The sequence below is a fragment of the Parasedimentitalea huanghaiensis genome (assembly GCF_009753675.1).
GTDB classification, from domain to species: Bacteria; Pseudomonadota; Alphaproteobacteria; order Rhodobacterales; family Rhodobacteraceae; genus Parasedimentitalea; species Parasedimentitalea huanghaiensis.
The window spans coordinates 1-13,222 of the sequence record NZ_WQLV01000024.1; the positions used below are offsets into that span (position 1 = coordinate 1).

Annotated in this window: 10 protein-coding genes; 6 read left to right on the plus strand and 4 right to left on the minus strand. The window is 58.4% G+C overall.

Annotated features, from left to right (window positions below; all coding sequences use genetic code 11):
* Window positions 1-5: 5 nt before the first annotated feature.
* From GO984_RS22110 to GO984_RS22120, 3 genes are all read left to right on the plus strand, one after another.
* Entirely contained in the window at window positions 6-2,150 is a 2,145-nt protein-coding gene (locus GO984_RS22110) for a YjbH domain-containing protein (RefSeq protein WP_167740475.1), read from the plus strand.
* Window positions 2,147-2,839, plus strand: a complete 693-nt coding sequence (locus tag GO984_RS22115; protein WP_157024713.1) for a YjbF family lipoprotein — start codon at window positions 2,147-2,149, stop codon at window positions 2,837-2,839. The genes GO984_RS22110 and GO984_RS22115 overlap by 4 nt, the downstream gene beginning before the upstream one ends.
* Before the next feature lie 119 nt (window positions 2,840-2,958).
* Complete coding sequence (locus tag GO984_RS22120) at window positions 2,959-3,186, plus strand: hypothetical protein (protein ID WP_157024714.1); 228 nt, start codon at window positions 2,959-2,961, stop codon at window positions 3,184-3,186.
* 85 nt (window positions 3,187-3,271) lie between these two features.
* On the opposite strand, the gene GO984_RS22125 is transcribed toward GO984_RS22120, so the two are convergent.
* Window positions 3,272-4,675 carry a DUF2793 domain-containing protein gene (locus tag GO984_RS22125; RefSeq protein WP_157024715.1) on the minus strand — a complete coding sequence of 468 codons (1,404 nt, stop codon included), beginning with the start codon at window positions 4,673-4,675 and terminating at the stop codon, window positions 3,272-3,274.
* 446 nt (window positions 4,676-5,121) lie between these two features.
* On the opposite strand from GO984_RS22125, the gene GO984_RS22130 reads away from it, so the two are divergent.
* Entirely contained in the window at window positions 5,122-7,329 is a 2,208-nt protein-coding gene (locus tag GO984_RS22130; RefSeq protein ID WP_157024716.1) for a M10 family metallopeptidase, read from the plus strand.
* A gap of 67 nt (window positions 7,330-7,396) precedes the next feature.
* Here the strand turns inward: GO984_RS22130 and GO984_RS22135 are convergent, their stop codons facing one another.
* The 3 genes from GO984_RS22135 to GO984_RS22145 are packed head-to-tail and all read right to left on the minus strand — an operon-like array spanning window position 7,397 to window position 10,489.
* Window positions 7,397-8,494: an AGE family epimerase/isomerase gene (locus GO984_RS22135; RefSeq protein WP_157024717.1), complete on the minus strand. Its 1,098-nt coding sequence runs from the start codon at window positions 8,492-8,494 to the stop codon at window positions 7,397-7,399.
* A gap of 1 nt (window position 8,495) precedes the next feature.
* The gene (locus tag GO984_RS22140) at window positions 8,496-9,290 is read right to left on the minus strand and encodes a hypothetical protein (RefSeq protein WP_157024718.1); all 795 of its coding nucleotides are present in this window, start codon (window positions 9,288-9,290) and stop codon (window positions 8,496-8,498) included.
* Between the two features lie 2 nt (window positions 9,291-9,292).
* The gene (locus GO984_RS22145) at window positions 9,293-10,489 is read right to left on the minus strand and encodes an acylneuraminate cytidylyltransferase (protein WP_157024719.1); all 1,197 of its coding nucleotides are present in this window, start codon (window positions 10,487-10,489) and stop codon (window positions 9,293-9,295) included.
* A gap of 353 nt (window positions 10,490-10,842) precedes the next feature.
* Between GO984_RS22145 and GO984_RS22150 the strand changes: the two genes are divergently transcribed.
* Both GO984_RS22150 and GO984_RS22155 read left to right on the plus strand, forming a co-directional pair.
* Entirely contained in the window at window positions 10,843-12,006 is a 1,164-nt protein-coding gene (locus GO984_RS22150) for a DUF6716 putative glycosyltransferase (protein WP_209279459.1), read from the plus strand.
* A gap of 327 nt (window positions 12,007-12,333) precedes the next feature.
* Complete coding sequence (locus GO984_RS22155) at window positions 12,334-13,170, plus strand: sulfotransferase domain-containing protein (RefSeq protein ID WP_167740474.1); 837 nt, start codon at window positions 12,334-12,336, stop codon at window positions 13,168-13,170.
* The last annotated feature ends 52 nt before the right edge of the window (window positions 13,171-13,222 follow it).

A 13,222-nucleotide genomic window follows, 5' to 3' on the forward strand; every position in this document is an offset into this window, starting at 1 on the left:
CGGGATTGGCGTTTGCCATGGTCGGAGGTGTTGCGGCCGCTCCGGTGCTGGCGCAGGATCCAGCGTTGAGCCCCCCCAGTTACCCCCCTTTGCCCGCGCCCAGCCTGAACTTTTATGGCTCTCCGGGCCTGCTGGATATGCCAAGCGCCGAGATGCAGCCGGATGGGCAGTTTTCAGTGTCTTATTCCTGGTTTGGTGGCCAGGCCCGCTATAATCTGACCTTCCAGGCGCTGCCCTGGCTCTCGGCCAGCTTTCGCTACAACGGCATCCAGAACCTCAGCACCACGTCTTTCAGCACCTATTATGATCGCGGCTTTGATGTCAGGGCCCGGCTCTGGCGCGAGGGGCGCTATCGGCCCGAGGTTACCATGGGCTTGCAGGATTTTGCCGGCACTGGGGTTTATGCTGCGGAATATTTTGTGGCCACCAAACAGTTTCAGGCGCCCGCGCTTGGCTTTGGCGGGGCCACCGGCAAGCTAAAGCTTTCGGCGGGGCTGGGCTGGGGGCGGTTGGGGTCTTACGGGGCCATCGGCAATATCGGCACCCGTTCCAGCTTTACACCGGGGTCTACCGGCGGCACCCTGTCTTATGATCAGTGGTTTCGGGGGGATTTTGCCCCCTTTGGCGGCATTGAATGGCAACCCAATGCGCGCTGGGGCTTTAAGCTGGAGTATTCTTCGGACGCCTATGTGGCCGAAACTCAGGATGCCGATGTCTTTGTACGCAAGTCTCAGCTCAACTTTGGGGCAGAATATCAGGCCACGCCGCGTACCCGTCTGGGTGCCTATTATCTCTATGGCTCTGAAGTTGGTGTGACGGCTCAGATCCAGCTGAACCCCTTTCATCCCGTGCGCCCAATGGCCGTGCCTGCGCCGCTGCCTATTGTGCCGCGTTCGGACTGGGCCAAAACAGAGGCCGACTGGAGCCACAACTGGGCGCAGAGCGCGGAGAGCAGCCTGACCCTGCGGGACCAGTTGGCCCAGCAGTTGGAACAGGACGGGTTGATCCTGGAAAGCCTGGAAATCGACAGCACCCGCGCTGAGGTGCGTTTTCGCAACCCCCGCTATCGATCTGACGCGCTGGCGATTGGGCGCACAGCCCGGGTGATGAGCCGGATGCTGCCTGCCTCGGTTGAGACATTCCGGATGGTGCCGGTGCGCAGTGGGATGGGATTATCGGCCACAGAAATCCGGCGCTCAGATCTGGAGATGCTGGAGCATGACGCCCATGCGGCAGATGCGCTGGTGGCGGTGGCCGGGATTGGTGGCGCTGCTCCGCTGCCGGATGCGGCACTGGTCTCACCTGATCTCTATCCCGCCTTCAGCACCTCGGTCAGCCCCTATAGCGCCCCTGCGTATTTTGATCCGGATCAGCCGTTCCGCTTGGATCTTGGGCTGGATTTCAAAGCCAGTTATGAGCCCGCGCCGGGCTGGGTCCTCTCGGCTGCTCTGCGTCAGCGGCTTTGGGGGAATGTGAAAAATGGCCGTGCCTCAAATTCAAAACTGCCCCATGTGCGTACAGATCAGATGGAATATGCCCAATATGGCACCACATTGGAAAACCTCTTTGTCAGCCGCTACTGGCAGCCGGACCACAATCTCTATGCGCGCGCAACAGCCGGGCTGTTTGAAAGCATGTATGGCGGGGTGTCAGCTGAGCTGTTGTGGAAGCCGGTGGACAGCCCGCTGGCGCTGGGGTTTGAAGCCAACTATGTGGTGCAGCGTGATTTTGATCAGCGTTTTTCCTTCCGCGACTACAAAACCTTCACGGGTCATGCCTCGGCGTATTACGAATTGGGGGGGGGCTATCAGATGCAGTTGGATGCCGGGCGTTATCTGGCGGGCGACTACGGTGGCACCCTGAGCCTGGACCGGGTGTTTGACAATGGATGGCGCGTGGGCGGGTTTGTCACCCTGACCGATGTCTCGGCCGAGGATTTTGGCGAAGGCTCGTTTGACAAAGGATTCCGGTTCGATATCCCGCTGGACTGGATGCTGGGCAAGCCAAGCCGCAATAGCTTTGGCCTGACCGTTCGGCCGGTGCAGCGGGACGGAGGCCAGCGGGTCTATGTGCCAGGACGGCTTTACGGGCAGATCCGGGATGCTCATCGTGCCAGCCTGATCGATCAGCGGGCAAGGATGTGGGAATGAGAATACTGCCAGTGAAATGGGCTGCTGTTCTGGGATTGGCCCTGTTGGCGGGCTGTAGTCAGGGACCGGATGGGCCGACGCTGGAGCTGGAGGTGTTTCAGCTTCTCCAGCAGAGGGTCGCCAGCATTGGCGGGGCGGCGGCCGCCCCGGTAGAGCGGCCGCCGCTGACCCGCGCGGCGCTGGACACGGTGGAAGGCCCCTATATCGAGGTGACGGTCGAGAACCGCGATATCTTTGCCTACCTGTCACAGCAGCTGGTGCGCCGCGATGACAGCCCCGGCGAGATAGTGGTCTGGCGCACCGAGGATAATATCACCCTGACATTGCGCAGCGGCGTGTTGGTGGCCACACGGGGGCTGGGGGATGACATCCTGTCGGCCTCGGCACCGGTGGCGACCGGGAAACCCGGTCCGGTTATGGGCGGTGCCCGCAGCTATCAAATTCGTGGATTAGACAATAAGACCCACGCACTGGTGATGGTCTGCAGCCTGCTGGATCTGGGACCCGCACCGGTAGAGATCGTTGAAGTCACCTACCCCACCCGCCATATGCAGGAACGGTGCGAAACGCAAAACAGCCTTGTGGTGAATGACTACTGGGTTGATTCGCGCTCGGGGAGAGTGTGGCAATCCCGGCAATGGGCAGGCCCGACAATTGGCTATCTGCGCATTCGTCAGCTGACAATCTGAATATTTTTCAAAAATTACAGCTTGGAAATCAGAGGGTAAGGTTTTTAGCCTAAGAACACCCGTTGAAGTGGTATATATTTCTGCATAATGTCTCGCTAGCCAATCCATGGAGTTGAATAATGAAGAAAATCATTGCAGCCCTTTCTCTGGCCGTCCTTGCCAGCACCACCGTATCAACCGCTACGGCTCAGACCGTTGAGGCGACAACGCCTGTTCTGAGCGGCGCTGGCGGTTTGGCAGTTGGTCCCCTTGGCGCTCTTGGTCTGACGACACTTGTGTTTGTGGGAGTCGTGGCCAGCGGCAGCGACGGAACATCGACCACAACCACCACAACCACCACAAACTAATCTGCACCTCCGGGCGCCAAACTGGCCCCCGGGTTTGATCCCATTTGTAGGCCGGTCAGCACCGGACCTACGGGATCTGTGCGGGCTAAAGGTATTGCCCCCCGGATGTGACAGTGCCGGCAACAGATCCGGGAATGAAACTGCTGCCTGCCCCATTGGTTTGCAGAATGGCATTCTGCGCCACCTGGTAACGGGGGCCGGAACAGCCCGCTGTGTCGCCATCAAAAGTCACACCACTCAGCCCCGCCAAACTGAATTCGGACAGGTCAATCCCGCCTGCACTCCCCCAGGTGATGCCGCTGGCCAGGGTCATACTGCCGCCCCCGGCCTCTAGCCTGGCGCGCTGACGTAGCCGGGCAAGGGTGTCGATGCCTGCGCCAATGCTCAGACTTTCCCCCTCACAGGATAGGGTTGCATCCGTCGCCATCATCGCAGCCCCAGAGCCGGCAAAACTCAGCGCAGCGGCGTGGATCCGGGCCCCGGTTTCGGCCTGCAGCCCATCGCTGCCGGTGAACTGCAGCCCGGTCACCACCGCAACCGCCCCCCGCCGGGCCAGAATGCGGGCGGTGGTGACCATGGTGGGATCTGCTGCATGACCGGTGATCAACAGGCTGCCACTGCCCAGAAGCGGCCCCTGCAGCACCACCTCTTCGCCGTAGGCCCCGGCCGCAAGCTGGATCTGCACGTCATGAGGTCCGCAATCCAGCGCCAGAGCCTGATCCACCGCATGTTGCAGGGTCAGAAATCCCGCCTCGGCGGTATCAGCCAGCCCGTCATTGCTGTCTGCCCCATCAGGGCGGACATAATAGCTGCGCGGGGCCGTCAGCCGTTCCCGCAGCATCGGGCTGCCCTGTGGGAAGGAGACCTGACCGGTGGTTGGGGTGACACTCAGGGCCGTCAGCCACTGGCTGCCATCGGGGCTGACCTTGATGGCGAACTCATCGCCGCCCGCGGTGCCCATCTCAGCCCGGCCGGACCAGTTGGTCTGAAACAGCAGACTGGCGGTGTCTGTGGCACTGGCCTTGTTCACTTTGACCTGATGTCCGGCGCCCACATGGGTCAGCAGCGTTGCGGCAGAGGCCACAGTCAGCCGGTTGTCATCATCCGCAGTTGCAGCAATGCCGAGTGCGGGCAGGTTCTGCAGATCAAGCTGTACTGGCAGCCAGTCCGTGCCGTCAAACCGGACCCCCTGCCCCAGGGGATCCACGGTGGCCTGCCAGCCCGATTGCGGGACAAAGAAGTGCCAGGTTGCACCATCCCAAAAAGCCAGCTCAGTCCCATGTCCGGCCCAGGCCCCGCTGCCCGGCTCCGCCACGATATAGCGATCCCCTGGGTCCGGCAGTTCTGGCGGGGCTGACAGCGACAGATCCCTGACGTTCAGCTGGCTCACCGCATCCAGGATCAGCAGGGCTTCATTATGAGTGACATGTTTCTGGGCCTGTGAGGGCATCAAAAAAGGCAGGGATAAGACGGGAGAGGTCTGGGACATTTGTGGGGCTCCGCTGGTGGGACCCGGGCCTGGCCGGGGCTGATGTTGCGCAGACAAGACTGGGAAAAGGTTTCAATTTCTCAACCTGGGCGACCGCCATATTCATGTTTAGAGCCTGTTTATGTCCGTGATCTGGGGCAGGCACCTATTTTTGTGGCTTTGATTATGATACTGTTTGCCCCTGTCTAGACTGTGGTGCTTGGGGTTGCGCGACGGACCAGAGTGACGCTGCTAACACGTTGTGAATATTCAGATCCCTTAGGCTGACCTGATGTGATGGTCTTGGTTCGCGATTGCGAATCCTGTCTCTCAATTTTTGAGGAGACCGCAAAGTATGGCTTACGGCCCAAAATTTTCTGAAGGCCATGTTTTGAAACGCCAGTTTTCGCCCAAATAGGTTGCCGTGGTTTTTAACTTGTTTGATCTTCAAGAGTAGGATTTTTAGCATGTGTACCCTCTGTGACGTAACGCAGACTTTTGATCCCGCCCGACATGTTCCGGACGGTGGTGTTGGCGAGGTGGTCCAGGCGGTGTTGACGGAAACCACCGATGCGGTGGCCGGAACCGGCACCGCCTACACGATGCAGGCGGGCGATACGTTCAATGGCAGCCTGACGCTGGGGGATCGGGACTGGGTAGCCATCAGCCTGACTGCAGGCGAAATTTATAATATCAATCTGACTGGCACTGCCGGTGGGGGCGGCACCTTGAGTGACCCCTATCTGCGGCTCTATAATAGCAGCGGCACATTGATTGGCTCCAATGACGATGGCGGTCCAGGATTGGATTCCCTGTTGAGCTATACGGCAACCAGCAGCGGTACCTATTACATCGCTGCCGGGGGCTATGCGGATAATCGCTCTGGCACCTATCAGATTACGGCCGAAGTGCAGCTGCCGCCAACGCCGGCGACCCTGGATGAGCTGGCCGATTACCTGACCGATGGCTACTGGCAGGACAGCAGTCGCAGCCAGCGCAGTTTTGATACCAGTGGCAGCAACCAGATCTCGGTCGATATCACCGGGTTGAATGCTGGCGGGCAGCAGCTGGCCCGTTGGGCCTTTGAGACCTGGGAAACGGTTGCTAATCTTGATTTTGTCGAGGTCAGCAGCGGCGCTGACATAACCTTTGATGATGAAGATTCCGGTGCCTATGCAACCTCTTCGGTGAGCGGCAGCACAATCTTGTCTTCAGAGGTGAATGTCAGTTCCAGCTGGCTCACCAGCTATGGCACGGCGCTGGACAGCTATTCTTTCTCGACCTATGTGCATGAAATTGGTCATGCGCTGGGGCTGGGGCACCAGGGCGGCTATAATGGTGCTGCCACCTATGGCGTGGACGAGACCTTCAGCAATGACAGCTGGCAGATTTCGGTAATGTCCTATTTCAACCAGACAGAAAACACGACAACCAATGCCAGCTATGCCGCCATCGTCTCGTTGATGATGGCGGATGTGGTGGCGATCCAGAACCTGTATGGAGCGGCAGGGGCCAGCAGTGCCACCGCAGGCGACACCACCTACGGGGCTGACAGTGCTCTGGGCACCTATATGGATCAGCTGTTTGACCTGATTGCAGCGGGGACCACCTCCAGCGTCTATGGCGGCGCTGCGATCACCCATACAATTTATGATCAGGGGGGCACCGATACGGTAGACCTGTCTTATAGCACCACCCACGACCGGCTCAGCCTGCTGGGAGAAAGCTTTTCGGATATTGGCGGCCTGATTGGCAATATTGGCATTGCCCGGGGCACGGTGATCGAAAACGCCCTAGGGGGATCTGGCAATGATACGATCCTCGGAAATGGCGCCCATAACCAGCTGACGGGCAATGCGGGCAATGACAGTCTGACTGGCGAAGGTGGCCGCGACAGCCTGTTGGGCGGGGATGGCGATGATTACCTGCAGGGCGGTACCGGCGACGATACGCTGCGCGGCGGCGCAGGCAATGATACCATCTATAGCAATACTTCGCTGGATACGATTTATGGCGATGCCGGCAATGACTATATCAGCTCGGGCAACGGGGTTGATTATGTCGATGGTGGCTCTGGCAATGACACCATCTTTGGCCGCACCGGCTGGGATACGCTGCTTGGCGGCTCGGGCAATGATACGATCTATGGCAGCTCTGGCGATGACAATCTCAGCGGTGGGGATGACGATGACTGGCTGTCAGGCGGATCGGCCTGGGATGTGCTGTTTGGCAATAGCGGCAATGACACGCTCTATGGCAACTTTGGTTCAGATGTGCTGTCGGGGGGCGATGGGCTGGACGTGCTCTATGGTGGCACTGGCGATGACACCCTGCGGGGTTTCTCTGGCAATGACACACTCTATGGCAACCAGGGTGTTGACCAGCTGGATGGCGGCGCGGGCGATGACCTGCTGCGCGGCGGCACCCTGCGTGATACCTTTATCTTCAACACTGGCTATGACCGGGATGAGATCAATGATTTTGAGATCCACCGCGATATCCTGTCGCTGTCAACCAGCCTGACCGGCGGCTCCAGCGATGCTGCCACGGTGATCGCCAACTATGGCCAGATTTTAGGCGGCGTGGTTGTCTTTGACTTTGGCGGCGGGGATGTGGTGACCCTGTCAAACCTCAGCAGTTTTGACGGGTTGAGTGATAACTTCGCCTTCTTCTGATCCGCGTTTATCCCTCTGTAATCTGTTACAGAGGGATAAACCTCTTTATTGGAGCCACATTTCCCAATCAGATCTCAGTTCCGCCAGACAGATAAAACCGGAAGGCCACCAGGATGTGATAAAAGGTTGAGGCTGGCATGTTGATAGAAACCAAGGCGCCCTCGCGGCTGCGTTTGTCATACCACCCCCCCACAACCGGCGTGTCCATATAGTCCTGCCAGATCCGCTCCAGCACCGCTTCGGGACTGGCAGAGGGGTCCAGCACCACGCCACGGCGGCGCATCGCCACCCCGGCTTTCAGAAGTTCGGCCTGTGGCCACATGCGGCGGCTGTCCGATCGTGGCTCAGCGCAATCCGGCAGCAGCCCAGAGGCGTCGCGCTGTGTCAGCACAGCATCAAACAAGGTCATCAGCGGTACCCCGCTGTCCTGACCACTGATCTGTTCAAAGTGATCAATCAAATAAATCCATTCCGCCAGATGGCCCGGCTCAATGGCCTGATCCGGGGCGGCCAGTGGCTTCCAATCGGCATCGTAATATTCCAGCACCTGCCCGTCGTGCTGTAAAAAGACCTCGCGGAACAGGCTCAGCCCCTCTTCGGCCATGGCCAGGAACCGGGCTTCGCCAGTGGCGTGAAGCAGGGCAAGGGAGACTTCGAACATATGCATATGTGGGTTCTGCCGTCGTGGCAGGGCGTGAATTGCGTTTTCATACCAGCCCCGCGGCGCCTTGAGCTTGGCCAATTCCTGTTCCAGCCGCGCCAAATCTTCAGCAATGTCAAACCCGGCCCTGATCAGGGCTGAGGCCGCCAGCAGCATGAAGGCCAGATCATACAGGTCATGCGGCGCGGTGAGAATGCAGGTGTCAGGGGCCAGTTGCGCGGCCAGATTGCCACTTTCGGGGTCAAACCCATGGTCCATGGCAAAACGAAACAGCTGCAGCGCCAGATCCCGGTGCACCGGATCTTCGGACTGGGTCAAGCAATAGGCCTGACGCACCTGAACCCGCAGGCGGCGCTGCATCTGTGCACAGGGCGCACCTCTGTGATCCAGCGCTTCCCAGACGGTGCCGGTGCTGCTGTCTACACCGGCGGTGCTCCAGAGCGGCAGGGCGTCCTCTGCCAGCCAGCGGGGTAATTCTGCATTCCAATCCTGAGAGAGGCTCATCTCAGCTTTCCTTTCTAATCTGCCGCAGCAGGGCGCTTCCCCGCCTCAGCACTTTCAATAATTCAATGGAATAAAACCCACTGCGCGCTGCCCAGTCCGTGGGCGGGGAGTGGCGTGGCTGGTCCAGGGAGGGGGTGCCCTGCACAGGCGCCCAGTCGGTCAGATCCTTTAGGGCGGGCGTGTCACAGGCGCGGAGCAACCGCACATCGTCCCGTGTTTTGAGGACCTTCAAAATGTCCAGATCCAGCTGCGGGTGGTGCAAGTGGCTGTCGATCCCGCGTGCCGCCAGATCCTGCCCCATCAGGGCCCGGTAGTGCGGTCCTAGCTCATAGGGGTAGCGCTGGGGGGTGCTGTAGAGATCCAAACCCGCCATGATGATTTCTTGGGCCCCGATGGCATGGGCCATCAGCACCGCATAGACACCCGTTGTCGGGCTGCGATTGTAGCGGGCGATCAGGGTTTTCACCTCTGCTTCAATCTCGCTGTCACGATAGCGCATCGGCTGATACAGCGCTCCAAAACGCCGCTGCCCAGCCCGAACAACGCGGGGATTATGGCTGCTCCAGGCGCGCAGATCATAATCTGCACGACATTGGTGCAGCGTTTCGAACATAAACGGGGCCACCCGCGGATCCCCGGCCATAAAGGCCAGATCCACCCGCTGCCCCAGGAAAAACCGCGGTTCAAAAAAGAAGTTGTTGATCCGGATGATGAAGTCATCCGCCTGAATACACCCCGGCTCCAGTGAGGCGATTGAAGGGCCATTTCCCGCCACAACTACCCGGCGATCCATCATGGTCAGTGGCCCCGCGTCATCAGCATATCGGCCATCACCCTCAGCGCGCCCTTGCCGCCCGGCAGAGGCAGGATCCAGTCGCTGCTGCCCAGAATGCTGGGATGAGAATCCGAGGGGCAGACCGACAGACCGGCATGATCCAGGGCGTCCCGGTCGTTGATATCATTGCCCACATAGAGCAGATCCGCCCAGTTCAGCCCCCGCGCCTCCAGCCAGATCTGCAGTGCTGCAACTTTGTCATCCACCGCATGCTGCACCTCCAGTTGCAGTTTTTCAGCCCGCTGCAGCACCACCGGATTGCGTTCCTTGGACAGGATCATCATGTGATACCGCCCAGACTCGCGCAGCTGCGCCAGCCCCATGCCATCCCCGCGTGAGGTGCGCACGCTTTCAACACCGGTCTGATCCGTGATCACCAGATTGTCGGTATGCACCCCGTCAAAATCCATCACGATGGCCTTGACCCGCGCCAACCGCCTGTCGCTGATATCGCTGCGCCCGCCAGCCTGAGCAATTTGTGAACACAGGGCAAAATCTTGCAGGGTGTCGATTTCCACTGGCGGGTGGTCGACCGGATATAGCGCCACAGAGCCACAGAACCGCTGGCCGCTGCGCAGGAAAGCCTCCAGTTGCACCACATAGATGGCGCCGCTTTCGTTATACTGCGGGGGCAGATCCTGACGGCGCTGGCGTTGTTTGCATTCGTCATGATTGACGCCAACCCCCAGCCCGTTTTCATCCTGCTCCCAGAAAAACGAGTGATCCTCCAGGACCGATAAGGCACAGGCGGTGTTGCGCTGCACCATTGCCGCCAGACAGCCATCGATGTCTGCGCCGGTGGTAAAGGGAGAGGTGCATTGCAGGAACACCAGCTTGTCCAGCGCTGGCAGGTCTTTGCGGATCAGTGGCACCGCATGCAGCCAACCGGATTCTGAGGTGGCGGTGTCACCGGCCAGATCAGGGGGGCGGTCAATGATGCGGGCGCCATGCAGTGCCGCCTCATTGGCAATCGCCGCATCATCGGTAGAGACATAAACCGCCGCCACCCGGGTTGCGGCCCGCCCAGCCCGCACCGCTCGGCCGATCAGCGAGATGCCGCCAACCGGACGCAGGTTTTTACCGGGCACACCTTTTGAGCCACCGCGCGCCAGAATGATACAGGCGGTATCGGATACTTCGGTAAAGGGAATTTGGGTCATATATTGCCCCGTAAATCAAAATGATCATTACCTGAATGTGCAGGACAAGATGTCCTGCAGACCACTTAGCTAGCCCTGTCGTTTACAAAACCCAGATTTCGGTGTAGAAAATAGTGCATATTTTGCGCGCAATTTCGGGCTTTTATGATAAAAAAACTGAAGCTGACATCGTTCGGACAAACCCTTTATCGCTTATCCCGGTCACCTCTGGGGGCCCCGCTGCAGTGGCTGTTCAGGTTGGTGCAAAATGATAGATTGCAACTGGCGCACCTGTCTCGGGCCAATCGCAGCCACAACCAGCAGCAAGTCGAGATTCTCGCACAGTTCGAGCTTCAGACCCGTCAGTCACACTGATGTCTGATCCGTCGCATCTGCCCCCCTCCCCCCCTGTCACCGCCCCAATTCTGGCCTTCAGGGACCGGCCTGTGCTGCTGCTGTTCAGCGACGATTCCACCCTGTTTTTTGCACTGCGTATGCGGGATATTCTGCGGGCGGCTGATCCCGGTCTGGGGATCCGGATGGGCTGGGTGGTGACCGAAAACGCCCTGTCTTATCGCCAGATGGCGCAACTTCTGCCTGAGGGACCTGATCTGGCACTCCGAGGGAAGGAATTTGAGGGGCTGATGCTATCCCAGCAGTTTCGCGCCATTTTGACCAGCCGGGTATACCGCGCCCTGAGCAGCCAACTTCGCCGGGTCGAAATAGCCGCCGCCGCGGGTCGCCCCTGTGTGATCAGCTTTCTTGGCGGGCTCGATTTCTTTCCGGAAGATGGCTATTTTCGCCGCCGCCACTGCGATGGGGTCTATTTATTTCCAGCCAGCAATATCGCGGCTTATGAAACTGCCGCGAAAGGATGGGACAGGATGTGGCAAGAGGTTGGCTTTGGCCATCCCACCTTTGTGACCCCCCATATCCTACCCCCTGAAACCCTGGCGGCCCGTCAGGATATCTATTTTTTCACCCAGGCGCTGTCGCCCTCCTCTCGGCGGGGACGGATGCATATGCTGCGGGCGCTGGCGGCCATGGCCCGGGCCAATCCTGACCGCACTGTCTGGATCAAACTGCGCCATCTGCCAAATGAAAATCAGAAGCACCTGCATCTGGAAAAATATGACTATCCCAGCCTGATGGAGGCAATGGCAGATCTGCCCTCCAACCTGAAAACCACCGTCTGCACCATGCAGCAGGCGCTGGATCAGGCGGCGCTTGGTCTCACCTGCACCTCAACGGCGGCCATCGATGTGGTCCGTGCCGGTGTGCCCTGCATGGTGCATCTGGATTTTGTCGACAGTTACGTGGATGATCTGGTCGATCCCATGCGCAAACTGTTTTCCGGCAGCGGGCTGATCACATCCCTGGAGGACATGCTGCACCTGCGTGCCACTCCACCGGATCCAGACTGGGTGGCAGATATGTTCTGCCCCCGCGATCTGGGCGAGCGGGTATTGGAAACCGTCAACCGTTTTGCCGAGCGTCCCTTTCAGGTGCCGATCTGTCCTCATTTAGACCCCTTTTAAGGGGGGCTTTGCCGCCATTGCACAGGTCGGAAGCCAACCAACCTGATCGCAATAATTTGCCACAATTCCCAATTGGCTGTTAGACAAGTTCTGATCAAGACGCACATCTTCTGTAGAAAACCCCTCTTAATACTCGGCCAAATGGCTCCAAATGGAGCTCTGATTTTGCAGCGCTGAATAGCAAGTGAGCGATACGGTAACATGAGCAATACAAACACAATAGAGGTCGATAAGGTCGGTGAAAAAAACCGTCTGAGACGGATCCGTGAGCAGGTGACCGCATACGCGCGGCGGGGAACTTCGCTGACAGGTCAACCCGCCCAGGACTTGTTTTCCGAAGTGCAGAGCATCACAGGGGCCACTGGGGGGCGTTTGCCCTCTGTTTTCCTGGCCGGGTTTCCCAAATGTGGTTCGACAAGCCTGGCAGTACTCTTGGATCAAATACCGGAGCTGGCTTTGCCTTTTATCAAAGAAACCGGGTATTTCAACAAATTCCCAGATGCGGAGCTGTCGGTTTTGGCAAGCTTCTATCCGGATACAGACAAACCCCTGACCTGCGAACTGACGCCGGGGGCCTTCTTATGGGGGGGGATGGGGTTGCAACGCCTCGCAGAGCTCTCTGATAGGTTTGAGACACTCCGCTTTATTTTCATCATGCGGAACCCGGCAGACCGTGCCGTTTCGCATTTTTTCTCCCCTGCAAGAATGAAACGCCGCCGGGAATACCTTTCCACTGAGCACTTTGAAGAGCTTGAACAAGCCTCTTTTCGAAATGAGTTGCTGAGTGAAAAAGACGCTATTCTGGATTGGGTCGCGGGTCTGGGTAAAAAAGTCGATTCAGCTCCAATGCCTCAAATCAAAACAACCATGATTTGGGCGTCCTTATATGGGCTGCACGAGCTGCGCTTGAGAATATTTTTAGAATCTCATGGAATAAATTTCAGCTTTTTGAAGCTTGAAGTGACCGATCTCATCAACGCTGATACGCAGGCCCGTGTTCTTGAGAAAATCGTCGCGTTCCTGGACCTGCCACCGAGACAGCTTTCAGCCCTCCCCAAAACAGTCCGGTCAAATGTGTCTTCCGGGTATAATAAAACAGCGTTTTGCAAGATCGCCCAACCAATCATTGAAGACGTTGAGAAAGCCCTGATTCAATATATATAAATACACTTTATGCGGAATTTAAGCAAATAGACATCAATTCAAAGAAGAAGTG